Annotated in this window: 20 protein-coding genes, 4 pseudogenes and 2 riboswitches; of the genes and pseudogenes, 13 read left to right on the top strand and 11 right to left on the bottom strand. The window is 71.1% G+C overall.

Translation table 11 applies throughout. The features are described from left to right. Nucleotides 1-1,077 precede the first annotated feature (1,077 nt). From P3T34_RS34590 to P3T34_RS34580, 3 genes and pseudogenes are all read left to right on the top strand, one after another. Nucleotides 1,078-1,611: an RICIN domain-containing protein gene (locus P3T34_RS34590; protein ID WP_280669997.1), complete on the top strand. Its 534-nt coding sequence runs from the start codon at nucleotides 1,078-1,080 to the stop codon at nucleotides 1,609-1,611. A 674-nt stretch (nucleotides 1,612-2,285) separates the two neighbouring features. Beyond that, on the top strand, nucleotides 2,286-4,271 hold the full coding sequence (locus P3T34_RS34585) for a putative Ig domain-containing protein (protein WP_348534765.1): 1,986 nt from the start codon (nucleotides 2,286-2,288) through the stop codon (nucleotides 4,269-4,271). A gap of 30 nt (nucleotides 4,272-4,301) precedes the next feature. Next, a pseudogene (locus P3T34_RS34580) lies at nucleotides 4,302-4,439 on the top strand (exodeoxyribonuclease III); the annotation flags it as partial. A gap of 278 nt (nucleotides 4,440-4,717) precedes the next feature. On the opposite strand, the gene P3T34_RS34575 reads toward P3T34_RS34580, so the two are convergent. Further along, on the bottom strand, nucleotides 4,718-5,566 hold the full coding sequence (locus P3T34_RS34575; protein ID WP_280669995.1) for a LysR family transcriptional regulator: 849 nt from the start codon (nucleotides 5,564-5,566) through the stop codon (nucleotides 4,718-4,720). A 102-nt stretch (nucleotides 5,567-5,668) separates the two neighbouring features. Between P3T34_RS34575 and P3T34_RS34570 the strand changes: the two are divergent. Continuing rightward, nucleotides 5,669-5,899: pseudogene (locus P3T34_RS34570) on the top strand (SDR family NAD(P)-dependent oxidoreductase); the annotation flags it as partial. Between the two features lie 277 nt (nucleotides 5,900-6,176). Continuing rightward, on the top strand, nucleotides 6,177-7,082 hold the full coding sequence (locus P3T34_RS34565) for an SDR family oxidoreductase (protein ID WP_280669994.1): 906 nt from the start codon (nucleotides 6,177-6,179) through the stop codon (nucleotides 7,080-7,082). A 217-nt stretch (nucleotides 7,083-7,299) separates the two neighbouring features. Here P3T34_RS34565 and P3T34_RS34560 read toward each other — a convergent pair whose 3' ends face one another. Together P3T34_RS34560 and P3T34_RS34555 are read right to left on the bottom strand one after the other, a co-directional pair. Beyond that, the gene (locus tag P3T34_RS34560; RefSeq protein WP_280669993.1) at nucleotides 7,300-7,944 is read right to left on the bottom strand and encodes a response regulator transcription factor; all 645 of its coding nucleotides are present in this window, start codon (nucleotides 7,942-7,944) and stop codon (nucleotides 7,300-7,302) included. After that, nucleotides 7,929-9,281, bottom strand: coding sequence for a sensor histidine kinase (locus P3T34_RS34555; RefSeq protein WP_280669992.1), 1,353 nt, complete (start codon nucleotides 9,279-9,281; stop codon nucleotides 7,929-7,931). The genes P3T34_RS34560 and P3T34_RS34555 overlap by 16 nt, the downstream gene beginning before the upstream one ends. Before the next feature lie 283 nt (nucleotides 9,282-9,564). Here P3T34_RS34555 and P3T34_RS34550 point away from each other — a divergent pair, with 283 nt between their 5' ends. Further along, a complete protein-coding gene (locus P3T34_RS34550) occupies nucleotides 9,565-10,908 on the top strand; it encodes a serine hydrolase domain-containing protein (protein WP_280669991.1) in 1,344 nt (447 codons plus the stop codon). A 47-nt stretch (nucleotides 10,909-10,955) separates the two neighbouring features. Here P3T34_RS34550 and P3T34_RS34545 read toward each other — a convergent pair whose 3' ends face one another. The 6 genes from P3T34_RS34545 to P3T34_RS34520 form a co-directional block, all read right to left on the bottom strand. Continuing rightward, nucleotides 10,956-11,273 (bottom strand): arylsulfotransferase family protein, encoded by a 318-nt coding sequence (locus tag P3T34_RS34545; protein ID WP_280669990.1) that lies wholly within the window; start codon nucleotides 11,271-11,273, stop codon nucleotides 10,956-10,958. A 226-nt stretch (nucleotides 11,274-11,499) separates the two neighbouring features. Continuing rightward, nucleotides 11,500-11,700 (bottom strand): hypothetical protein, encoded by a 201-nt coding sequence (locus P3T34_RS34540; protein ID WP_280669989.1) that lies wholly within the window; start codon nucleotides 11,698-11,700, stop codon nucleotides 11,500-11,502. A 149-nt stretch (nucleotides 11,701-11,849) separates the two neighbouring features. Beyond that, complete coding sequence (locus P3T34_RS34535; protein WP_280669988.1) at nucleotides 11,850-12,539, bottom strand: GNAT family N-acetyltransferase; 690 nt, start codon at nucleotides 12,537-12,539, stop codon at nucleotides 11,850-11,852. A 74-nt stretch (nucleotides 12,540-12,613) separates the two neighbouring features. Continuing rightward, nucleotides 12,614-13,633 carry an ABC transporter substrate-binding protein gene (locus P3T34_RS34530; protein WP_280669987.1) on the bottom strand — a complete coding sequence of 340 codons (1,020 nt, stop codon included), beginning with the start codon at nucleotides 13,631-13,633 and terminating at the stop codon, nucleotides 12,614-12,616. Nucleotides 13,634-13,720: 87 nt separating this feature from the next. After that, on the bottom strand, nucleotides 13,721-14,578 hold the full coding sequence (locus P3T34_RS34525) for an amino acid ABC transporter ATP-binding protein (protein ID WP_280669986.1): 858 nt from the start codon (nucleotides 14,576-14,578) through the stop codon (nucleotides 13,721-13,723). Continuing rightward, nucleotides 14,575-15,552: an amino acid ABC transporter permease gene (locus P3T34_RS34520; RefSeq protein ID WP_280672564.1), complete on the bottom strand. Its 978-nt coding sequence runs from the start codon at nucleotides 15,550-15,552 to the stop codon at nucleotides 14,575-14,577. The genes P3T34_RS34525 and P3T34_RS34520 overlap by 4 nt, the downstream gene beginning before the upstream one ends. 415 nt (nucleotides 15,553-15,967) lie before the next feature. After that, nucleotides 15,968-16,075: riboswitch (SAM riboswitch) on the bottom strand. A gap of 264 nt (nucleotides 16,076-16,339) precedes the next feature. Further along, nucleotides 16,340-16,452: riboswitch (SAM riboswitch) on the top strand. A 37-nt stretch (nucleotides 16,453-16,489) separates the two neighbouring features. Between P3T34_RS34520 and P3T34_RS34515 the strand changes: the two genes are divergently transcribed. From P3T34_RS34515 to P3T34_RS40010, 7 genes and pseudogenes are all read left to right on the top strand, one after another. Then, the gene (locus P3T34_RS34515; protein ID WP_280669985.1) at nucleotides 16,490-16,675 is read left to right on the top strand and encodes a putative leader peptide; all 186 of its coding nucleotides are present in this window, start codon (nucleotides 16,490-16,492) and stop codon (nucleotides 16,673-16,675) included. 123 nt (nucleotides 16,676-16,798) lie between these two features. Continuing rightward, nucleotides 16,799-18,004, top strand: a complete 1,206-nt coding sequence (locus P3T34_RS34510; protein ID WP_280669984.1) for an LLM class flavin-dependent oxidoreductase — start codon at nucleotides 16,799-16,801, stop codon at nucleotides 18,002-18,004. A gap of 21 nt (nucleotides 18,005-18,025) precedes the next feature. After that, nucleotides 18,026-19,405: an NtaA/DmoA family FMN-dependent monooxygenase gene (locus tag P3T34_RS34505; RefSeq protein WP_280669983.1), complete on the top strand. Its 1,380-nt coding sequence runs from the start codon at nucleotides 18,026-18,028 to the stop codon at nucleotides 19,403-19,405. Continuing rightward, nucleotides 19,402-20,085, top strand: a complete 684-nt coding sequence (locus P3T34_RS34500) for an LLM class flavin-dependent oxidoreductase (protein ID WP_280669982.1) — start codon at nucleotides 19,402-19,404, stop codon at nucleotides 20,083-20,085. The genes P3T34_RS34505 and P3T34_RS34500 overlap by 4 nt, the downstream gene beginning before the upstream one ends. 21 nt (nucleotides 20,086-20,106) lie before the next feature. Next, nucleotides 20,107-21,237, top strand: coding sequence for an LLM class flavin-dependent oxidoreductase (locus P3T34_RS34495; RefSeq protein WP_280669981.1), 1,131 nt, complete (start codon nucleotides 20,107-20,109; stop codon nucleotides 21,235-21,237). Further along, a complete protein-coding gene (locus P3T34_RS34490; RefSeq protein WP_280669980.1) occupies nucleotides 21,234-21,803 on the top strand; it encodes a flavin reductase family protein in 570 nt (189 codons plus the stop codon). The genes P3T34_RS34495 and P3T34_RS34490 overlap by 4 nt, the downstream gene beginning before the upstream one ends. 316 nt (nucleotides 21,804-22,119) lie before the next feature. After that, nucleotides 22,120-22,235, top strand: a pseudogene (locus P3T34_RS40010) (citrate/2-methylcitrate synthase); the annotation flags it as partial. Here P3T34_RS40010 and P3T34_RS34485 read toward each other — a convergent pair. Continuing rightward, nucleotides 22,233-22,421, bottom strand: a pseudogene (locus P3T34_RS34485) (response regulator); the annotation flags it as partial. The pseudogenes P3T34_RS40010 and P3T34_RS34485 overlap by 3 nt on opposite strands. 25 nt (nucleotides 22,422-22,446) lie before the next feature. Next, nucleotides 22,447-23,715, bottom strand: a complete 1,269-nt coding sequence (locus P3T34_RS34480) for an acetylhydrolase (protein ID WP_280672563.1) — start codon at nucleotides 23,713-23,715, stop codon at nucleotides 22,447-22,449. Between the last annotated feature and the right edge of the window lie 476 nt (nucleotides 23,716-24,191).

Here is a 24,191-nt window from a genome sequence, read left to right as displayed (position 1 = left end):
CACGCGCGGGACCGATCCGCGGTCGCGGAGATCACCGGCCGCCACCGCGCCGCCGTTCTTGCCTATGCCCGCCAGTGCTGCAAGGAGCACCAAGCCGCGGAGAGGCTCACGGACGAGGCCTTCGCACGGACGCTGGCAGCCGTCCGCGCCGGGAACGGACCCACGGAAGGTTGGCGCCCGTACCTGCTGGCGGCGACGCGCAGAGCCGCCGCCGGCTGGGCCGGCACCGAGCATGGCTCGACCCTGTCCGCCGGCTTCACCGCATGGCTCACGACCCTGCCCCACCCGAATCCTGCGGATCCCTCAGCCCAGGCGGCGGCTGAGTCGGACTCACTCATGGTCCGGGCCTTCCAGAGCCTCCCGCAGTCCCAGCAGGCCGACCTGTGGCGCTGCATCGAAGAGGTGACCGCGTCGTCGGACTCCCCGCAGTCGTACCCGTCGGCAACGCCGCTTGCCAGGATCGAGCCGCGTCCCGAGGCAGCCGCCCGACGCCGTCTCCACGATGCCTACCTCCAGACGCACATTGCACGGGCTCGCAACCGGTCCTGCCGGCATCTGGCCGTCCGGATGGCCGACGGCGTACGACGCTCTCCCGAAAGCGAGACGAAGGACGTCGATCGCCATCTCAGCCGCTGCGACAGCTGCGCGGTTGCCCATACGGAACTCACCGCCATCCACACCTGGCAGCGCCCCGTCCTCCTTCGTGCGCTACTCCTGTGGTCGGGCGAGCCGTCGTCGGACCCGCCTGCCGTGACCTCTCCGCCGCCGCAGGACACCACAGCTCCTTCCGCACTGCGTACGCGTGCGCGCAGACCACGAGCGCTCCGGCAGCGCGCGGGCGAGGCACGGACCGGCGGCCGGCGTGCTCTGGCGTACTCCGTCGCAATCGGCATCGGGGCAACAGCGGCGCTCGCGGTCGCCGCCGTCGTCCTCGACACAGTCGAAGCCGCCGGAGCGCACTCGGCCCCGACCGAGACCGCAATCGTCCCTTTCGCCGCACCCTCGGTATCGACCACGAGCCAGGCGTCCACGTCGGTCGGGACGGCCACCTCGGCGCCAGTCAGGCTGGCTGGCGCCGTGCCGACCGTCCTGGTATCGGCCACCTCGCACGCCCCCCTGCCCGCCGCAGCGGTCACCCCCGCACCGTCGCCCAGCGGACCGGTCGGTCTCCGGCTCATCAACCTGAGTACGGGACTCTGCGTAGGCATCGCCGATCCGACCTCCTTCGCCCTCCTGCTCCAGCCGTGCACGGCCGACGGCTCCCAGGGCTGGGAGCGCCTGCCGGCCGGCCAGGACACGTACCAGCTCCGCAACACCGGCACGGGAACCTGCCTCGACGGGACCACCGGCGGCGGAAACGTCGTCACGGTCCTTCTCCAGTCCTGCCGATCCGGCCCCGACCGGGCAGCACAGCTATGGAGGTTCGCCCCGGGCTCCGGCCCCGGAACGTTCCGACTGTGGCTGCTTCCACCGGTGCCGTCGAGCGACTACTCCGCGCACCTGCTCGGCCCGCAGGACTGGCCGCCCAGCGATCCGCCGCACGCGGGATCGGTCATCGTGCAACTTCCCAACTACTACAACTCAGACAGCTTTCTCTTCACCATGGGATGAGAGCGGGCCCTCGACGGGATCTGCTCCTGGGCCCGTTGACCGACCCCGGCGAGAGTGCCTCTCGCCGGGGTCGGCCGTTCACCCGACAGCGGACACGGCCACCCTTGTGACATCCGGAGCACCGGGAGGTTTGACCGGCCTGCGAGTCGAGGGCGCGCTTGGCGGTGCACGACCACACCCTCGCACCTGCTAGTCGGAGCGCCCTGCGCCAAAATTCGGCTCGGAGCCCCCGAGCCGGCATCCTGTCGCACGCCGACGCCGGTCGCAAGCGGTTGCCCGCGATGTCGAAGGCGCGGGTTAGCTGTTCCTTAGGGCTTCCTACTGCTGACTGCTATACGGCTTTTGACCGTTTCGGCACCCCTATGATCGGCCCATCAGACCCGATGACCCACCAGATCCAGGTCGTCCGCACTTCTCCCCGCTGCCGGAACAGGATGCCGCGTCGTCGGCCGACACACCGCCACACCGACGCCCGACCAAATCCGTTCCGCACGTCCGACAGGAGACTCAGTTTGTCGCACTCTCAGCAGCACCCGGCCAGGCGCTCCCGCCGGCGCTCCACTCTCAAGCGCAGGATTCGCGTGGCGGGGATCGCCTCCTCGATAGCCGGTCTGCTCGCCGGCGGCGCCATCGCGCTCAACTCGGCCGGTGCGGCGGTCATCTCCACGCCGTCCGTGCACGTCGACGCGGCCACCGCCCAGCACTACCGCGAGTCCTGCCCGCCCGCCTCCCCGGGCCACTACTCCTGCAACGCCCTGGTTCGTACCGACCTCAAGCCGCAACTGGCCCGACCTGACGCCACCCGCAACGCGGCCGTGCCCGGCTACGGCCCGAGCGACCTGCAGTCCGCCTACAACCTCACCTCCGCCGCCGCCACCGCCGGCAGCAGCGGTCAGACGGTCGCCATCATCGACGCCTACGACGACCCCACCGCCGACAGCGACCTCGCCGTCTACCGCAAGCAGTTCGGCCTACCCGCCTGCACCACGGCCGACGGCTGCTTCAGCAAGGTCGGCCAGAACGGCCAGACCTCCCAACTGCCCGTGCCGGCACCCGCGAACAACGACTGGACCGGCGAAGAGTCGCTCGACGTCGACATGGTCTCGGCCATCTGCCCGAACTGCCACATCCTCCTGGTCGAGGCGAACTCCCCGAACGACACCGACCTCGGCGCCTCCGTCAACGCGGCCGTCCGACTCGGCGCCAAATACGTCTCCAACAGCTATGGCGGCCCCGAGTCGCCGAGTGAGACCACCGAGGACAGCCAGTACTACAACCACCCCGGCGTAGCGATCACCGCCTCCTCCGGTGACTCCGGCTTCGGCGTCGAGTACCCGGCCGCGTCCCAGTACGTGACCGCCGTCGGCGGCACCGCGCTGAACCGGGCGAACAACGCGCGCGGCTGGAGCGAGTCGGTCTGGTCGACCTCCCCCTCCGAGGGCGCGGGCTCCGGCTGCTCCGCCTTCGACCCCAAGCCGTCCTGGCAGAGCGACAAGGGCTGCGCCAAGCGCACCGTCGCGGACGTCGCCGCCGTCGCCGACCCGGCCACCGGCGTCGCCAGCTACGACACCTCCAACGGCAACGGCGGCTGGAACGTCGAGGGCGGCACCTCCGTCGCCGCCCCGATCATCGCCGCCGTCTACGCCCTGGCCGGCACCCCGGCCCCCGGCGCAACCCCCGCCGCCTACCCCTACGCGCACGCCGCCGCCCTCAACGACGTCACCAACGGCGCCACCGCAACCTGCTCCCCCGGCTACCTGTGCACCGCAGGCCCCGGCTACGACGGCCCGACCGGGCTCGGCACACCCAACGGCACCAGCGCCTTCACCGGCGGCGCCGGCCCCGGCGGCGGGAGCACGGGCACAGGCGGCACCGGGGGTGCAGGCGGCGGAAGCACCGCCCCGTCGGGCCACGGAGTGACGGTGACGAACCCCGGCAGCCAGGTCACCACCACCGGCACTCCGGTCTCGCTCCAGATCACCGCGGTGGACGCCACAACCGGCCAGACGCCGAGCTACCGCGCCACCGGCCTGCCCGCCGGACTGACGATCTCCAGCACCGGCCTGATCTCGGGCACCCCGACCACCGCCGGCACCTCCCACGTTACCGTCACCGCAACCGACCGCAACGGTGCCAGCGGCAGCAGCACCTTCACCTGGACCGTCAACAGCGCCACCAGCGCCTGCACCGCAAGCCAACTGCTCGGCAACCCGGGCTTCGAGAGCGGCTCCAACACAGCCCCCTGGAAGAGCACCCCCGGAGTGATCAACAACCAGGCGGCCGCCCAGCCCAGCCACTCCGGCTCCTGGGACGCCTGGCTCGACGGCTACGGCCAAGCCGCCACCGACAACCTGTGGCAGACCGTCACCATCCCCGCCGGCTGCCACAAGGCCACCCTGTCGTACTGGCTGCACGTGGAAACCGCCAAGCGCACGCAGCAGGCGGCCGACACCCTCCAGATCGAGGTGGCCGGCCGCACCGGCACCAGCACCGTGGCCACCTACTCCAACACCAACGCTCACAAGGGCTACCAGCAGTACTCAGCCGACCTCTCCGCCTGGGCCGGCCAGACCGTCACCCTGAAATTCGTCGGGACCGAGGACAACTCCCCACAGCTGACCAGCTTCGTCCTCGACGACACGGCGCTCCGCACCTCCTGACGCCACCGCACACATCAGCCTCTGCGACCCGGAAAGCGGATCGACTATCTGATGGCCAGTCAGAACCTCGCGGCCACATGCACGTCGGCCCACGTCGAGCGGGCCGCCACCCACGCCGAGCGCTGGAGCGACCACGCCCCGGTGACAGCCGTCTTCGACCTCGGGTGAACAGACTCTCCAACCCATCATCCGCACGTCGGATGGATGCATAACCGGCCTGTAGGCAGGGCCAGTTGATTGACATCACGGCGGCCCGGTGCGAGCGCCTCCGCTCACACCAGGCCGCCGTCGTGCTCCACGAGCGCCGCCCCCGCCGAAGATCCTCAGTGGCCGCCGGCCCCATGCTTCCTCCGGCCCCATCCCCGCGATCGGGTCCAGCACCGGCCCAGCCCAGCAGATGGGCCAGGACGTAGCCGGTGAAGGCGAAGCCGGTGACGAAGAACCCGTTAGAGAAGCGCCGCAGTGCGGACGAGGTCGGCGACGGCTACGGACCGGCTGTGCGGCGGCCAGGCGATGACGGTCGTGATCGACGGCGCGTCCAGCACCGGCACAGCAGCCAGGTCACCCCCGAGCTGAGCTCGGCACGACTCCGGCGCGATCATGGCAGCACGGCCCAGCGAGATCAGCTGGAGCAACTGCAGGTGGTCACGAACCTTCGGACCAGCACCCTCCGGATACGTCCCGTCCGCACACGGCCACCGCGGCATCGGCAGCCCGGGCAAGGCGGAGACCTCTGCCATGTGCACGCCGGACCGCCCGGCCAGGTCGTGCCAGGCTGGCAGGACCACGACCTGCCCCTCCGTGGACAGCTCCTCGGTGTCGAACCCGGCCGTCGAGTCGAAGGGCCGGTGCAGCAGCGCCACATCGGCCCGGCCGTCCCGCAGCAGCTGCTCCTGCTCCCCGATCCCGCACAGCAGCAGATCCACATCCACCGCACCGGGCTCCGCCGCGTAGGCGTCCAGCAGCTTCGCCAGAAACTCGCTCGACGCACCCGCCTTCGTCGCAAGAACCACACCGGCATGGCCCGATGCAGCGCGCGCGGCCCGACGGGTACGGCGCCCCGCGGCCTCTACCGCGTCCAACGCCACCCGCGCCTCCCGCAGCAGCACCGCCCCGGCCTCCGTCAGAGTGACCGCGCGGCTGCTCCGCTCCAGCAGCACCGCGCCCAGGCGCCGCTCCAGCTGGCCGATCGCCCGCGACAACGGTGGCTGCGCGATCCCCAGCCGCTCCGCCGCTCTGCCGAAATGCAGTTCCTCGGCGACAGCAACGAAATACCGCAACTCGCGCGTCTCCATGCCCGCAGAATACCGAGGCCCACCGGCATCGATACCCGCACGGTATCGCCACCCACCCGATCGGTGTTGGCGGGCTTCGCCGCGCTCGAACACGATTGACGCATGAGTGGACAGAAGACCGCGCTGGTGACCGGCGCGAACAAAGGTATCGGGTACGAGATCGCGGCCGGACTGGGCGCCCTCGGCTGGAAGGTCGGGGTCGGCGCCCGGAACGAGGAGCGCCGCGAGGCCGCCGTTGCGAAGCTGCTCGAGGCCGGCGCGGACGCGTTCGGCGTACCGCTCGATGTGACCGACGACACGAGCGTGGCCGCCGCCGCCCGGCTGATCGAGGAAGCCCCGATCCGGCTCGCGACCCTGCCCGACGACGGCCCGAGGGGCAGGTTCTTCGACGACGCGGGAGAGGTGCCCTGGTGACGGGCCCTGCGGCCCTCACCATCGCACCAGGCCCGTCCGGCTGTGCGCCGGACGGGCTCCCCCCGGCACGACGCACCGCCGCCGGCACGGCTGCGGTGAACCCCAGGCAAAACGACCAGGTGTGAGCAGCATGGGAAAGAAAGTAAGGCTGTCAGTGGGAGACCTCGACGCCATCGACGACCACGGGAGGAACCCCATGCGCATCTTCGTGACCGGCGCGTCCGGCTGGGTTGGCTCCGCCGTCGTACCCGAACTGCTGGAGGCGGGCCACGAGGTGGTCGGGCTCGCCCGCTCCGACGCCTCGGCCGACGCCTTGAAGGCGGCGGGCGCCGAGGTCCACCGGGGCTCGCTCGACGACCTGGACGCCCTGCGCGCCGCCGCTGCCGCGTCCGACGGCGTCATCCATCTCGCCTTCAAGCACGAGGAGATGTTCTCCGGGAACTTCGCGACGGCGACGGATGCGGACCGTCGCGCAGTCGATGCGTTCAGGGACGCCCTGGCAGGCTCCGGCCGGCCGCTGGTCATCGCCTCCGGCCTAGCCGGGCTCCGGCCCGGCCGGGCCGCGACGGAGGACGACGTGCCGGACGCCGCGCTCGGCGGCGAGCGCATCCGCACGGCGCAGGCGGCCCTCGCCCTCGCGGAGCGGGCAGTGCGCTCCTCCTCGGTGCGCCTCCCGCCGACGGTGCACGGTGACGGCGACCGCGGCTTCGTCCCGAACCTGGTCCGCACGGCCCGCAGGCACGGCGTCTCCGGTTACATCGGCGACGGCGCCAACCAGTGGCCCGCCGTGCACCGGCTGGACGCCGCCCGGCTGTTCCGTCTCGCGGCGGAGGGCGCCCCGGCAGGGTCGGTGCTGCACGGCATCGCGGAGGAAGGCGTGCCGACCCGGGCCCTCGCCGAGGCGATCGGCCGGGGCCTCGGCGTGCCGACCGTGTCCATCGCCCCCGACGAAGCCGAGAAGCACTTCGGATGGCTCGCCAACCTCTTCGGCCTGGACCTACCGGCATCCAGCACCCGCACGCGAAAACTGCTCGGATGGCAGCCGACGCGCCAGAGTCTCGTCGAGGACCTGAACGAGGGCCATTACTTCAGCGGAGACTGACCCACCTGCCGGTTACCCCGCGGTGGCCCGAGTCCTGGGCAACTGCGCCACCGCAGCCGGCAAGACCGACGCCTTCCTCGGCGAACGCTACCGACAGGAGCGCGTTGCCCTGCGCGGTCAGTTCCACGATGGAGGAGCGCCGGTTGGCGGGGTGGGGTCTGCGCTGGACGTGGCCGGCCTTCTCGATCCGGTCGACGGCCTGGCTGAAGGAGGTTCATCAGCCTTCCAAGTAGGCGAGGACTGCCAGGATCCGGCGATTGTCGTCCTCGGACGGTTCGAGTCCGAGTTTGGCGAAGATGTTGTAGCTGTGTTTGCTGACGGTCTTCTCGGTGACGAACATCCGGCTGGCGATGGCGGCGTTGGAGCGGCCCTGGGCTATCAGTGAGAGGACCTCGTGCTCACGCGGGGTCAGTTCCAGCAGGAGCGGGTCGGCCGAGCGGTGGGTGAGGAGGGCGGTGACCACGTCGGGGTCCATGACCGTGCTGCCGGCGGCGACCTGCTTCACGTTCGCGACGAACTGGCCGACGTCCAGCACCCGGTCCTTCAGCAGATAGCCCACCGCCCCGGCGCGGTCCGACATCAACTCCCGGGCGTAGAGCTGCTCGACGTACTGCGAGAGCACCATGACGGGCAGGCCGGGGAGCTGCTTGCGTGCGTCGATCACGGCGCGCAGGCCCTCGTCGGTGAACGTCGGGGGCAGTCGCACGTCGACGATCGCGACATCGGGCCGGTGGGTCGTCAGCGCTCGGATCAGGGAGGGGCCGTTGTCAACGGCTTCCACCACCTCGAAGCCGTTGACCTGGAAGATCCTGATCAGGCCCTCTCGGAGCAGGGCGAGGTCCTCGGCTATGACGATGCGCACGGCAGCGACATCCTTATCTCGGTGGGTCCGCCGGGCGGACTGTCGACGGTCAGGGTGCCGTCGAAGGCGTCCAGGCGGCGGGCGATTCCACGCAGGCCGGTGCCGGCGTCGATGGCAGCGCCACCGCGGCCGTCGTCGGACACCCGCATGGTGAGGAGTCCCGCGGTGGCGCGGGGGTGGGGCTTGAACTCGACGGTGATCCGGATGTGCTGGGCCTGGGCGTGTTTGATGGCGTTCGACAGGGCCTCGGCGACGGCGAAGTAGGCCGCGGACTCGACCGGTGCGGGCAGCCGTCCGGGCAGGCGGGTCACCACCGTGGTCGGTATCGGGTTGAGCAGCGCCAGGGCCTGCAGGGCGCCGTCCAGGCCTCGGTCGGCGAGCACCGGCGGATGGATGCCGCGCACCAGGTCGCGCAGTTCGGCCAGGGCGCTGGTGGTCGACTCGCGGGCCTCCTCCAGGAGTTGCCGGGCGGCGTGCGGATCGTCGAGCATCAATTGCTGGGCAAGGCCAAGGCTCATGCCCAGCGACACCAGTCGGGCCTGCGCGCCGTCGTGCAGGTCCCGTTCGATCCGGCGCAGTTCGCCGGCCTGGGTGTCGACGGTCTCGGCCCGCGAGGCGGCCAGTTGCGCGACGCGGGCCCGCAGTTGTGCCTGCGCGGTGGGCGCCAACAGGGAGCGGATCACCCAGGCGTCGAGGTTCGCCAGCCGCTCGGCGGTGGCGTACCAGAGCAGCAGGAGGACCGGGCCGAGCGGGACCAGCGCGAATGACTCCTGGACGCTGTGCAGCCGGAAGCCGTTGCCCAAGGGCGTGCGGAACACCTGAGGCGGCGTCAGCTCGTACAGCAGGGGATAGATCAGGTAGAAGACGCCGCCGAGGAAGAGCACGAAGGAGAGCCCGTAGGTGAACCACCCGGTGATCGAGTTGGCCACCAGCCAGGCCCAGTCCCGCCAGCTGGCCGGGTCGCGCAGGATCGCCCACAGCCGCACCAGCCAACCGCCGTCGGGTGGCGGCAGGTAGGGCCGCGCGACAGGTTCACCGAGCCGGTCGGCGGCCCACCGGCGGTGCAGGTCGGCGAACCAGCGGACCAGGGCGGTGGAGAGCAGGGTCAGCGGGATGCCGACGCCGAGCGCGACGACCGTCACCGAGGTGATCCAGAGCGTGAGCAGGCCGGCGCCCAGGACCGCGCCGAGCAGCAGCACCAGCGACCAGCCGACCAGGCTCACCCGCAGCGCGAGGCCGGAACGCGGCGCCGGACCGGAGCGCGGGGCGGTGGGCGCGGGACGCTCCCCGGATGGCGGGGTGCCGCCGGGGGCGGGGCGCTCGCTGGAGTGACTCATCACGCTCCATCATCGTGCATCGGTGCCGCGTCGATCGCCAGGCTGGTCGCCCGGCCGACCGACGCCAGGTCGCGACCGCCGGCCGGGTCTCGATGATGACCGGCCGGCCGAGGTCCGCGCAGTGGGGTTTCCTCCACCCCCGTAGTGGGCCCAGCACCCGTGTTCTTCGCCCGCGCCTTCGGGAGGCTGGATTCGTCGGGAAGGCGTGGTGCGGCAGGTCCCATGTGGATGCGGTCCTCGGCCGACCCGATCGCCTCAGGTCTCACGCTCAGGAGGGCACCTCATGACCGGACGCACGCCGTCCCAGCACCACTACCAGCACCGTCGGCAGGCGGGTTTGACGCTCGTCCTGGCCGCGGCCCTGACCGGCACACTCGCCGCCTGCGGGGCGTCCGCCGCACCACCGGGAGCCGCCCACGCGCCGATCGGGAGCCCCAGCGCGGTGGCAGCCCGGGAGGCCCGGCTGACCGGGCTCGCCCAGCAGGACGTGGACGCCGGAGCTCCCGGAGTGATCGTCCGGGTCGACGACGGCAACGGGCCGGTGATCGAGATCGCCCGGCAGGCGCCGTGGACCAGGGCCGACCACGCGCTCGCCGCGAGCGACGCGTTCCGGATGGGCTCCAACACCAAGACGATGGTCGCCACCGTGGTCCTCCAACTGGTCGCCGAACAGCGGCTCCAGCTCACCGACCCGGTCGAGAAGTGGCTGCCCGGCCTGATCCCGAACGGGTCCGCGATCACCCTGCGGATGCTGCTCGACCACACCAGCGGCCTGTTCAACTACGCGAACGATCCCAACGTCCTGAAGGCGTTCACCGGCCAGGACACCAGGCCGTGGACTCCCGGGGAGCTGATCGGCGCAGCCGTCCGCCACGACCCGCTCTTCGCGCCCGGCGCGCAGTACTCCTACAGCAACACCAACTACGTCGCGCTCGGCCTGGTCGCCGAGAAGGCGTCAGGACAGAGCCTGGGCGAACTGATCCAGCAGCGGATCGCCGGGCCGTTGCACCTGGCGAACACCTACCTCGTCACCGGCTCCGGCGAGCCGAAAAGCCCCGCTCTCGCGCACGGCTACGAGCCCGATGCCGCCCAGCTCGCTCCGGTGCTGCCGCCCGGCACGCCCGCCGGCACGGCGTTCGCCGGTCCTGCCCGGCCCGCCGGCTACGTCGACACCACCTGGATCAACCCCAGCACGGAGTGGGCGGCGGGCAGCATGGTCTCCACCGCGCAGGACTGGGCCCGCTTCGACACCGCACTGATGTCCGGCAAGCTCCTGGCGCCCGCCCAGCTCAAGGAGATGCAGACCACCGTCGCGGAGGAGAGCGGCAATCCGAACCGGTACGGGCTCGGTCTGGAGCAGGTGGTCACCCCCTGCGGCACCGTCTGGGGCCACGTCGGCCAGGTCCCCGGCTACTCCAGCGAGGACTACACCGACGCCACCGGCCACCGCACGGTCTCGGTCTTCACCACCACCATCTTCGGCCTGGCCTCGCCGAAGACCGGCCCCGCCGACCAGGCCCTGGTGAACGCCGCAGTGTGCACCATGCTCGACCAGCCGATCCCCAGCACGTCCGCGTCCCCTGCCAGTGTCCAGAACCTCGATTCACCCGTCGCCGAGACCCCTTGACCCGGCGAGCGGTGTCCAGCAGCCACACGCCCCGAGGCCCCGGCTCCTCACAGCCAGGGGATCTCGGAGGCCGCATACCGGTAAGCGCGGAAGACCGCGTTCTGGGCGCCACTCGAGGACTCCATCCCGACGCCCTGGCCGAAGGAGCCGAAGTACGGGACGACGTACTCGCAGACCACCTCGCCGCCCGCCGTGACCTCGAAGATGCGGCCGAACGACCCTTCCGCGACCAGGGTGTTGCCGTTGGGCAGCCGCTGGGCGCTGGACATGTAGGGGCTGTAGAAGTTCTGTGGCGGGTCGTCGCGGTACTCCCAGACGACCGACCGGCTTGCTCGGTCGACCTCGATCACCCGGGATGCCCTCAACCGACCTCCGCCGCCCCTCGCCCGGGTCCCGTTCCAGCCGAGGAGACACCCGTGTCCATCGACACCGACGCACTGCCACCACCCGCCGCCGTTCCCGCGCCCCAGCTGTTCGCCGTCGCCGCACGCAACGGCCGACGCCGCCGCGTACCCCGCTGGGTACGGCGCTCGGTCGTACCGATCCTCCTGCTCGCTCTGTGGCAACTGCTCGGCTCGACCCGAAGACCGGCTACCGGCTCCAGGGGCCGCCCGCACTGCTTCCCCGGTACTTCGACGCGGCCTCCGTCGGAGGCAGGCCGTAGTGCTCGCGGAGCGTGCGACCGGTGTACTCGTCCGGCAGGCCAGCGGGCAACTGCTCGTCCAAGGCAAGCCGTTCGGCTTCTATCCCGAGCAGTGCGGCGTGCTGGCCACGCGCGTACTTGCGTTCCATGGCAGGTCGGCTCCGATGGCGAATCGTGCCCTGCCGGGCCCGGACCGGCCCTGGAACGGGCAGTGGCCCACGCTCAGCCCGCAGTGGCGACCACGATCGCGGCGACGACCTCCGCACGGCGCTGCGGGCCCGAGGCGCGCCCCACCGCGTCAGCCCTCGCCGCCGCCCGGGGTGCGGACGAGGAGGAACGCCGTGTGCCGACGCAGGGTGAAGCCGATGGACTCGTAGAGCCGGATGGCGTTGGTGTTCGACGCGGCCGCGTGCAGGAACGGTGTGTCCCCGCGTTCCCGGATGCCTGCCGCCACGGCGCGGACCAGGCGGGTGGCCAGGCCGCGGCCGCGGTGGTCCGGGTCGGTACAGACGGCGCTGATCTCCGTCCAGCCGGGCGGGCGCAGGCGTTCGCCGGCCATGGCGATGAGCTTTCCGCCCTGTCGAAGGCCCAGATAGGCGCCGAGTTCGACGGTTCGGGGCAGGAACGGGCCAGGCTGGGTGCGGGCGACCAGGTCGAGGACTTCGGGTACGTCGTCGGGGCCGAGTCGGACGGCCTCCGGCGCGGGTTCGGCCCGCAACGCGGTGTCGACCAGTTGCACGCCCTGCCCGGACTCCATGAGCTGCCACCCGTCCGGCGGTGTGGTCGCGCCGCTGACCGGGGTGACCGCACCCGGTCCGACCAGGGCTGCGAGGTCCTCCCAGGCGCGGGGGTCGGTCGGGTCGGCGAGGGCGGTGAACGGGGAGACGTCCGTGGGGTAGCGGGCGGCACGACCGATGCGTTCGGCCAACCGGGAGTGCGGGCCGACGAGCGCTGCCCAGGCGGGGTTGTCGAGGATGTGCGGTGCCATAGGGCTGTGCGGCTGCGGTGGGTGGACGCTGGTGGACACGGTGACGCGGGTTTCCATTCCTCGTGGCCGGATGGTCAGGAGTTGCTGAGCGGCAGGCCCGGCGGGTTGACCTGCGCGCTGGTTACCGCCTCGTTGGACAGGTTCCAGGCAGCCAGCCACTTCGCGTACTGCCCGTTCTCGATCAGGTAGTTGATCGCGTCCGCGACCGGCTTGGCGAGCCCGCTGTCCTTCTTCGCGGTCGCGGCGATCAGCCCCTGAAGCGTCGCGCCCGCCCCCGAGAAGGTGCCCGCGTTGCGGACCGGGTTGCTGGTCCTGGCGTCCTGGGTGATCTGGTAGGCGATACCGGGGTTGGGGCCGAAGTAGGCGTCGATCTTCCCGCCGCTCAGCGCCAGGTAGGTGCTGTTGGTGTCCGGGAAGTACTTGATGGTGAGTTGCTTGCCCGCCGCCTGGAGCTTGGTCTGCCACTCAAGGAGGATCTTCTCCTGGTTGGTGCCGGCGCCGACCGCGACGGTCTTGCCGGCCAGGGTCGTGTAGTCGCCGTTGAAGTTCCAGGTGCTGCTCTTGAGGACTTCGAAGGCGAGGTTGTCCTGGCGGTAGGAGGCGAAGTCGTACTTCTTCTTGCGCTCCTCGGTGTCGGTGATGTTCGAGAAGCCGACATCGGTCTTGCCGCTGTCGATGCCCACGAACAGGTTGTCCCAGGTCGCGTTGTTGACGACCGGCTTGAGCCCGAGGACCGCCGCCACCAGCCGGCCGAGGTCGGGCTCGGATCCGGTGAGGGTCTTCTGGTCGCTGCCGACGTACGCCAGCGGCGGGAAACCGGCTGGCAGTGCTCCGATGCCGATCACCAACTGGCCGGACTTGGTCACCGAAGCGGGCAGTTCGGAGCGGATGGAGGCGACCTCGGAGACCTTGATGTCGGTCTGCGTCGCGGCGCCGTTGGACAACGCGCCCACCGTGACGGCGCCGCTGGCGGCGTCACCGGACGCGACGGAGGTCGAGGTGCTGCTTCCGCAGGCGGCGAGGCCGACGGCGAGGGTGGCGACGGCAGTGCCGGCGGACAGGTTGCGGACGAGTCTGCTGCGGAGGCTGGGCATGGTTCTTCCTTGCTCTGCGGGTGTGCCCGAGTGGGCGGTGGATCCGGTGACGGCTGACGGTGACGCGTGCCGCTGACGCCGGAGCGGTCAGAGGACCTTGCTCAGGAACTCCCTGGTGCGCGGATGCCGCGGGTGATCCAGCACCTGGTCGGGCGGGCCCTGTTCGAGGATCCGGCCGCCGTCGATGAAGACGATGCGGTCGGCGACCTCGCGGGCGAAGCCGATCTCGTGGGTGACGATGACAAGGGTGCTGCCGCTGGTCGCCAGGTCCTTGATGACGGCCAGCACCTCGCCGACCAGTTCCGGGTCCAGCGCGGAGGTGGGTTCGTCGAAGAGGATGACGCCCGGCCGCAGCGCGAGGGCGCGGGCGATCGCCACCCGCTGCTGCTGTCCGCCGGACAACTGCCGGGGATAGGCACCGGTCTTGTCGGCCAGCCCCACCCGGCCGAGCAGGGTGCGCGCCAGCTTCTGCGCCTCCGGCTTGCGCAGTAGGCCGGTCGCCGCCGGGGCGGCGGCCACGTTGTCCAGCACGGTCAGATGCGGGAAGAGGTTGAAGTTCTGGAAGACGAAGCCGATCCGGCTGCGCTGGGCGAGGATCACCCGCTCGCTCAGTTCCTTCAGGCGTTCCCCGTGCCGGCGCACGCCGATCAGTTCGCCGTTGAGGCTGACATGGCCGACATCGGGCTTCTCCAGGTGGTTGATCACCCGAAGCAGCGTGGACTTGCCCGAGCCGGACGGCCCGATGACGACCGTGACCTCACCGGCCGCCACCGTCAGGTCGATCCCGTCGAGGACCCGGTGGGCGCCGTACCACTTGTGCAGGTCGCGCACCTCGACCGCGGCGGGTCGGACGTCCGCTTCCGTCAGCGTCTCCGCGCCGGTCAACGCCTGCGACCCGGCCTCGCTCTCAACGGCCCCCGGGGACTTCGGAGTCAGGGTGCTCATATCGCCATCTCCCTCTGAACACGCGTCCGCAGGGCGGACAGGGCGACGCGCAACCGCTGCAACGGGGTCGGCGGAAGAGTCCGCAGCGCGCCGCGCGAGTAGTGGCGCTCCACGTAGAACTGGACGATCGAGATCACGCTGGTAAGGATCACGTACCAGACGGTGGCGACCAGCAGCAACGGGATGATGTCGCCGGGGTAGGTGCTGCCCATGCTCTGGACGGAGCCGAACAGGTCGAGCAGTGAGACGTAGAAGACCAGCGAGGTGCTCTTCACCAGACCGATCAGCTGGTTGACATAGGAAGGGATGACAGCCCGCAGCGCCTGCGGGAAGACGATCCGGGCGAACTGGTAGCGCCTCGGCAGTCCGAGGGCGGCGGCCGCCTCGTGCTGGCCCTGGTCAACGGAGAGGATGCCGGCCCGCACCACCTCGGCGGCGTAGGCGGCCTCGTTGAGGCTCAGCCCGACGACCGCCACCACGACGTCCGTGGCCAGCTTCGACTCGTCAAAGTGCAGGAAGGCGGGGCCGAATGGCACCCCGAGGCTCAAAGTTCGGTACAGCGCACTGAAGTTGTAGAGGAAGAGCAGGACCACGATCAGTGGCACCGAGCGGAACAGCCAGATGTAGACCCAGCTGATCGCCCGGAGCACCGGGCTGCGGGAGAGCCTTGCGAGCGCGAGCAGGACACCGCCCACCAGCCCGAGCACGGCACTGTACGCCGTCACCTCCAGGGTGATGAATAGGCCGTCGGTGATCACCGGACGTACGAACCAGTACTGGAAGCGGCCCCACTCGTAGAACGGATTGGTCACCAACCCGTGCGCGATCTGGGCGACCAGCACCGCGACGATCGCACTGGTGATCCAGCGGCCCGGATGCCGCAGCGGTATGACCCGCTGTGCCGAGAAGGGACGGGCAGCCCGCGCGGGATCGACCGCTGCGTCGGCGGGGTCGACCGGCGCGGGGGAGAGCATCGGGGGCAGGTCCGTCGCGGGCGGATACGTCGTGCCTGGTGGCACGGCGGGGAGCAGGGACTCACTCATTCAGGGACTCCAGCGAATGCCTTTGCCGCGCCCGCGCCGGGAGTGGTCGCGCAGCGGGGCGAGGACCACCTGCGGGGCGTGCCGGAGCGCGCCGCATCGCGGACGGTGTGGACGAGGGGAGCACACCGGGAAAGGCATGCGTCAGGAAGCCATCAGGCAAAGAGCCTCAGGCAGAAGTGGTCAGGCCTGACAGAGGGCGCTGCTGGAGGCGGGACACAGTGCGCTGCTGACCCGGCGAAGATCGATGTGGCGGCTCAGGAACGCCGCGGCACGGCCGTGGCGGCGCCATGCGGCCATCCCCGGACCTGCGTACATCGCCGTCACCTTCGCCAATCTGCCCCAGCGGGCCTCGCGCTTACCGATCGTCGTTCGGTCCGGTCGTCACCTGGGGCACCCCGCCGCGTGGGAGGGTTGCCGTGCAGCGAGCCAGGGCTTTTCGCTGACACTCATGACCGTTCTGGTGGGCAAAAGTTAGGCGCACTCCGCGAGGAATGTCAACGCCTGACCGGGGTCTGAGATCAGGGGTGGGCCGGCGCGCTCGGCCAGGGCCGTGGCACGGCGTCCACTCCTCCTACGGTTCATCCAACTTCCCTGAGGAGCAAGCGGGTTCAGCGGCGCTTCTGTCGCCTGGTCAGCCCGACGGGAACACCGGCGGCGCAGTCGGTGTTGATCTTTACAGGATTGTGCCGGACCCGGATAGCGGGTTACGGTTCACCCAGGTCATGAGTGTCAGCGTCAAGCCCTGGCTCGCTGCACGGCAACCCTCCCACGCGGCGGGGTGCTCCAGGTGACGACCCGGCGGAGCCGAAGACGGTGCCGTAAGCGCGAGTTCGAGCCGGTGCGGCCGATCGGGACGGAGGCGACGACAGTGCGGGACACCCTCAAGCGGTCTGCGGCCCTCACCCTGAAGGTCGTCGCGGTGAAGGCCCAGTGCCGGGTCACCACCACGTACTCGCGGCGTCACATCGATCTGCAGCGCGTCGCCACCGCGCTGTGTCCGGCGAACGCGAACGCCCCCGTGCGGATCGCCTCCGCGCCGCGCAGCGCCGCCTAGCCCGCTCTCGCCGGACCTCGAACCCGAACACCGAAGCTCCCCGGTCCCGTTACCGGAGGCGCCGCCGTTCGGCGTGTCGCGTCGTCCCAGCCGAGACACCCATCCGAAGGAAGCGGTACACCCATGCCCGAATCCCGCGCAGCCCTACACCTGGCCGTCGCCCTGGACGGCGCCGGCTGGCACCCCGCAGCCTGGCGCGAGCCCGATGCCCGGCCGCACGAACTGTTCACCGCGCCCTATTGGGCCGACCTGGTCACCGAAGCCGAGCGAGGCCTGCTGGACCTGGTGACCATCGAGGACTCCCTGGGCCTGCAGTCCTCCCACCCCACCGAGCCGGACGAGCGGACCGACCACGTGCGCGGTCGGCTGGACGCGGTGCTGGTCGCCGCCCGGATCGCGCCGCTGACCCGCCACATCGGACTGCTCCCGACCGCAGTGGTCACCCATACCGAGCCGTTCCACCTTTCCAAGGCGATCGCCACCCTCGACTTCGTGAGCACCGGACGCGCCGGGGTCCAGGTCAAGGTGGACGGCCGAGCCGACCAGGCGGCGCACTTCGGACGCCGTACGGTGCCGCGCCTGCGGATCGAGGACCTCGCCGCACCGGCGGGGCAGGCACTGCTCCGGGAGCTCTTCGCCGAGGCCGACGACTACGTCGAGGTGCTGCGCCGGCTGTGGGACAGCTGGGAGGACGACGCCGAGATCCGCGACGTCGCCACGGGCCGCTTCGTCGACCGCGCCAAGCTGCACTACATCGACTTCGAGGGTGGCAGGTTCAGCGTGCGGGGGCCCTCCATCACACCGCGTCCGCCGCAGGGGCAGCCCGTCGTCGCCGCACTGGCGCACGCCACCGTGCCGTACGAACTGGTGGCCCGCTCGGCGGACCTCGGCTTCGTCACCCCGCGCGACGCCGGGCACGCCCGGTCGATCGTCGCCGAGATCCGCGACGCCCAGTCCGCCGCGGGCCGCGCCGACGAGACGGTGCACGTTTTCGGCGATCTGCTGGTCTTCCTCGACGACGTCCCCGGCGCCGCCGCCGACCGCAAGGCCCGCCTCGACCAGTGCGCCGGTTCCGAGTACACCAGCGACGCACTCGCCTTCACCGGCACCCCGGCCGAACTCGCCGACCTCCTACAGGAGTTGCACCAGACTGGACTCACCGGCTTCCGGCTGCGGCCCGCCACCCTGCCGTACGACCTGGAGCAGATCACCCGCCGCCTGGTGCCCGAACTCCAGCGCCGCGGCGCCTTCCGCACCGCGTACCAGGCGCCCTCCCTGCGCGGACTGCTCCGCCTGCCGCGCCCTGCCAACCGCTACGCCGCCGTCTGAGCTGGAAGGACCGCACCCGCCATGAGCAGCAGGCCCGTCAAGCAGATCCATCTCGCCGCACACTTCCCCGGGGTGAACAACACCACCGTGTGGAGCGATCCGGCCGCCGGCAGCCAGATCGACTTCAGCTCCTTCGTCCACCTTGCCCGCACGGCCGAGCGTGCCAAGTTCGACTTCCTGTTCCTCGCCGAAGGGCTGCGCCTGCGTGAGCAGAACGGGGAGATCTACGACCTGGACGTCGTGGGACGGCCGGACACGTTCACCGTCCTGGCCGCACTGGCCGCCGTCACCGACCGGCTCGGCCTCGCCGGAACCATCAACTCCACCTTCAACGAACCCTACGAGGTGGCACGGCAGTTCGCCTCCTTGGACCACCTGTCGGCCGGGCGCGCGGCCTGGAACGTCGTCACCTCCTGGGACGAGTTCACGGGCCAGAACTTCCGGCGCGGCGGGTTTCTGGCGGAGGAGGACCGCTACGAGCGCGCCAAACAGTTCCTGGCCGCGACCTGGGAGCTGTTCGACTCCTGGCGGGGCGACGAGATCGTGGCGGACAAGGAGTCCAACGTCTTCCTCAGGGAGCCGAGGGCAGGGCAATTCGACCACCATGTAAGCCAGTTCGACATCACCGGGCAGTTCAACGTCCCGCGCAGCCCGCAGGGCCGCCCGGTGGTCTTCCAGGCGGGCGACTCCGAGGAGGGCCGGGAGTTCGCCGCCTCGGCCGCCGACGCCATCTTCAGCCGGCACGGCACCCTGGAGGCCGGCCAGGCCTTCTACGCCGACGTCAAGCGGCGGCTGGCCCGCTACGGCCGTTCCCACGACGAGCTGAAGATCCTGCCCGCCGTCACCTTCGTGCTGGGCGCCACCGACGCCGAGGCGCAGGAGAAAGCGGATCTGATCCGCCGTCAGCAGGTCAGCGGCCAGACCGCGATCAAGCTCCTGGAGCAGCTGTGGAACCGCGACCTCAGCGCCTACGACCCCGACGGGCCGCTGCCGGCAGTGGATCCGCTCCTCGGCGAGCACACCATCGCCCGCGGCCGCGCCTCGGTGCGGATGCACCGCGACCCACTGGCCGTCGCCGCGCAGTGGCGCGCCCTGGCCGAGGCCAAGAACCTCTCGATCCGGGAGCTGGTCATCGAGGTGACCGGCCGGCAGTCCTTCATCGGCACCCCGGTGCACGTCGCCGCCGCGCTGAACGAGTTCGTGCAGTCCGACGGCAGCGACGGGTTCATCCTCGCGCCGCACCTGACGCCGGGCGGGCTGGACGAGTTCGCCGACACCGTCGTACCGCTGCTCCAGGAGCGGGGCGTGTTCCGCACCGAGTACGCGGGTGACACGCTGCGCGACCACCTCGGGCTCGGCGAAGCGCGCCCGGCCCGCACCCACGTGGCGGGGGCATCGTGAAGTTCCTGGCCATCACCCTGATCGTGCACGCCCCGGATCCGGTGACCGGCGTGCGGAAGTCGACCCAGGAGCGCTTCCGGGAGGTGATCGACAACGCGCTGCGCGCCGAGGAGCTGGGCTTCGACGGCTTCGGCGTCGGCGAGCGCCACGAGCGGCCGTTCATCTCGTCCGCCCCGTCGGTGGTGCTCAGTCACATCGCCGCCCTCACCAAGCAGATCCGGCTGTTCACCGCGGTGACCACGCTGAGCCTGCTCGACCCGGTGCGCGCCTACGAGGACTACGCGACCCTCGACCACCTCTCCCAGGGCCGGCTGGAGCTGATCATCGGCAAGGGCAACGGCACGGCCCAGCGCGAACTGTTCCAGGTCACCCCCGACGACCAGTGGGACCGCAACGCCGAGTCCTACGAACTGTTCCGACACATCTGGCGACAGGACAAGGTGACCTACTCACCGCGCTTCCGCCCGGAGCTGACCGAGGCCGAGGTCTGGCCCCGGCCGCTCCAGCAGCCCATCCGGGTCTGGCACGGCAGCGCGACCAGCCGCGAGTCTGTAGACCTCGCCGCCCGCTACGGCGACCCGCTCTTCTCCGCCAACGTCACCAACCCGATCGAGCCCTACGCCGAACTCGTCCGCTACTTCCGGCAGCGGTCGCAGCGCCGGACCCGACCGCGTCCGTAACCCCCTGACAAGGACCTCGCCATGGCCAACACCCCGCTCACGGTTCTCGACCTCGTACCCATCTCCTCCGGATCCAACGCGATCCGGGCTCTGCACAACAGCATCGATCTGGCCCAGCAGGCCGAACAACTCGGGTACGCGCGCTACTGGTTCGCCGAGCACCACCTCAACCCCGGTGTCGCGGGCACCTCCCCCGCCGTCGTCCTCGCACTCACCGCGTCCGCGACCTCGACGATCCGGCTCGGGGCCGGCGCCGTCCAGCTCGGGCACCGCACCGCCCTGTCCACCGTCGAGGAGTTCGGCCTGCTCGACGCCCTGCACCCCGGCCGGTTCGACCTCGGCCTGGGCCGCTCCGGCGGCCGGCCCGCGCCGAGCAGCCGACAGCCCGCCCTGGTGGGCGCGACGCCCGTCGCCGGCGGCCGCACGCCGGGCGGCCTGCTGATCCCGGCGCGGTTCTCCTTCGAGCACCTCCTGCGCTCCCCGCGGTTCGCCCTGCACAAGAAGCTGCTCCACCAGCCGGGCGCCGACTCACAACCCTACGATGAGCAGATAGCCGACATCCTCGCCCTGCTGGCGGGCAGCTACGTCTCCGCGGACGGGGTCGAGGCGCACGTCGTGCCCGGTGAAGGGGCCGACATCCAGGTCTGGATCCTGGGCAGCAGCGCCGGGATCAGTGCCGAGGTCGCCGGTACGAACGGCCTGCGCTTCGCCGCGAACTACCACGTCAGCCCGGCCACAGTCCTGGAGGCCGCCGAGAGCTACCGCGCGGCCTTCACCCCCTCCGCCGAGCTGGACCGGCCCCACGTCAGCGTCTCCGCCGACATCGTCGTCGCCGAGGACGAGTCCACCGCACGGGAGTTGGCCACCGGCTACGGACTTTGGGTACGCAGCATCCGCAGCGGCGAGGGCGCGATCCAGTTCCCCACGCCCGACGAGGCCCGTGCCCACGCCTGGACCGAGGAGGACTGGACGCTGGTCGCGGACCGCACCGACACCCAGTTCGTCGGCTCACCACGCCAGGTCGCCGACCAGCTGGAGGCGCTTCGCGACGCCACCGGCGCCGACGAACTGATCATCACGACCATCACCCACCAGCACCAGGACCGGGTCCGCTCCTACGCGCTGCTGGCCGAGGAATGGGCCCGGCGATGACCACGACCCGTCCGCACCACCGCAGTGGGCACCGCCCGGGCCCGGACCGTGTCCTGACGCCGGACCCGTCCCCGGGGCGGTCCTTGCGGCCGGACGAGCTTCGGCGGGCGTTCGGCACGTTCCCGACGGGAGTCACCGCCCTCGCCGCTCTGGCCGACGGGACGCCGGTCGGCCTCGCCGCCAGCTCGTTCACCTCCGTCTCCCTGGACCCGCCGCTGGTCTCGGTCTGCGTAGCGCACACCTCGACCACCTGGCCCCTGCTGCGCGACCGCACCCGGATCGGCGTCAGCGTGCTCGGCGCCCACCAGGACAGCGCCTGCCGACAGCTCGCGGCCCGCGACGGCGACCGCTTCGCGGGCCTCGACTGGAGTGCCACCCCCGAGGGCGCCGTCCTGGTCACGGGCTCGAGCGCCTGGTTCGACTGCAGCATCGACCGGCTCGTCCGGGCAGGCGACCACGACATCGTCCTGCTCCGAATCCACGAGCTGGACACCGACCATGCGGTGGCGCCGCTGGTCTTCCACGCCGGCCGGTTCCGCCGGCTCGCCTCCGAGGAGCCGACATGACCGTCCAGTACCCTCAGGCCCTCCCGACGACCACTGGGCGAACTTCGTCCGCCAGTGGGAGCAGTGGCACACCGAACACGAGCGGGCACTGGCCGATCCGCACGGCTTCCTCGCGGTCACCAGCCTGCGCTGGCTGAACGCCGACCCGACCCGCTTCCCGGACGCGCCCGGAACGTGGTCCAGCACCGAGGACGGCGTCACCGTCGACCTCGACGACGGCGAGGAACTGACCGTCCAGAGCACCGTGGTGCACGACAGGTACCACTTCGGGGTCATCGCGGAACGGGCGAGCGTCCTCGCCGAACAGCGCGGCTTCTGCGGCGTCCCGCGCGAGATGTTCACCCCGACCTTCGGGGAGCCCGGATCGTCGGCTGGTGCGCCAACATCCTGGAGCAGGCCGAGGACAGTAAGATCATCCGCCCCGCCGCCCAGGGCGGGAACCGAACGCTTCAGCAGGAAGCCGCAGGCGCCGGGGCGGAGCGCGGTGTGGACGGAGTCGTCCAGATCGAAGGTGGTCACGACGACCACCCGCAGCGGGTCGGCGACCTCCGTCCCGGCCAGCCGACGGGTGACCTCCAGCCCGTCCAGCCTGGGCATCCGGAGGTCGGTGAGGACCACGTCGGGGCGCCGCGGTCCCGGGCACTCACGGGAGGAACGTCACCGCTGGGAAGGCCGGGGAAGGCCCGTCGAGCAGGTGCCCCCGACGGTGGCCGCGCAGGTGCTCGTCGAAGAACGCGAGCGGGTATGCCTGCTGGATCTTCACCCCCTCGTCGGGATCGAGGGTGCCGATCGTGCCCTGGAGCTGCTGCCCGCTCCACCCGAGCAGCTTCGCCACCCGTGGGAACAGCGCCTCGTTGTCGCCGTACGACACGTGGACGGCACCCTGGGCCTGGATGTTCAGCCGCCAGCCCCGCAGGAGCGACCAGAACTGGGCGGCGGCCGGATCCTGGGCCCGGGTGAACACAGCGGTCATCATCATGAACGGCCGATCCAGCTCCCCGGAGAGCGGCGGATTCATCTCCATCGGGCCGTCCAGGCTCAGTCCGGCCCGGATGCGCTCGTCCTCAAGCGTCGCGCAGGCGGCGGCGGACCCGCCCTTCGACCAGCCGAACGCGCCCATGCGGTGGGGGTCGAGGCCGCCGAGCAGCCCGGCCGGCAGCTCCCGCCGATCGACGTCCGGATTGCACCCGGCGGCGAGCTGCTCGACGCAGTCGAGGAGGAAGCGGAGGTCTGCGGCGAAGTCCCTCGGTGCGGTGGGGGCCTTCGGATCGCCACTCGGAACGGCAATCCGGCCGTCGGGGAACTCCGCGTAGGTGTCGTAGGTGTGAGCCACCGTCACGACCGCGTATCCGTGGCTGGCAAGCTCTTGGACCATGGTCGTGTGGTCGCCCTGGTGGCTGTGCGCGCCGTGCGCATACACCAGGACGGGCAGCCGCCGGCCCGACCGCAGCACCGGAGCACCCACGTGGCCGGAGGTGAACGGCGCCAGGTCGGCCAAGGCGCTGAACCCCACGTCGGCGAGGAACGCCGTCAGCGCGCCGGCCGGCATCCAGGGCGCCACCGGGTACCGCTCGACGTCCCGGGCGGGGTACCAGACGGTGGCCATCAGCTCGCGGAAGTGCCCGGGGCCCGCGATGTCGTCCGGGCGCGACCGGTCGACGAGGTGCAGCTGGACCGTGCCCACCGGGTACGGCCCGGTGGGCACGGGCAGCGTAAGCCGCGCCGGGGCGGGGGCGGGGGTGGGCGCGGGGGTGGGGGTGGGCGCGGGGGCGGGCGAGCCCGGAGCGGCCGGGGCGCCCGGGTCCGCCCACGCGGGGCCGGCGACGGCGGCAAGCGGCACGGCAGCCCCGGCGGCCAGCGCGGCTCCCAGCATGTGGCGGCGCGTCATGGCCTTCCGACCGGTGAACGGCATGGTGGTCACGGCCCCTCCTTTATGACGGATCGTCAATCGTGCCGCTACGGCCAGTCCGTGGGCACAGCGCTCCTTCCCGTAACTGATCAGCGGCGGTCGACTCCGACATGCATCATCACTCCCCTGTGCTGGCAATGTGACTTGACATCAGCTCGCACAGTAGCCACATCAGCCGCTCGGTGATCCTCAGTCGGGGAAAAGATCGGGCCACCCCATCGATCGTTCCGATGAGCCACAGCCGAAGGACACACGCACCAGCGACGGCCCGGCCCGCTGCCGGGTCGCGGAAAACCCGTGGCGTCCCGCCTCGCCGTGCGGGCAGGATGGTCCGCATGTTCCAGTACGCCATCGCCGAGTTGCCCGCAGTCGCGGGCGCGATGGCTGCTGCCCTGGCAGTCGCAGCCGCATTCGACGGCGCACGAAGCTGACCTTCCCCGGGATGTCCCGGAGCCTCGGACGGGGAAGGTCGGCCCGTC

This window comes from Kitasatospora sp. MAP12-44 (assembly GCF_029892095.1).
GTDB lineage: Bacteria > Actinomycetota > Actinomycetes > Streptomycetales > Streptomycetaceae > Kitasatospora.
This window is presented reverse-complemented; position numbering and strand designations above follow the sequence as displayed.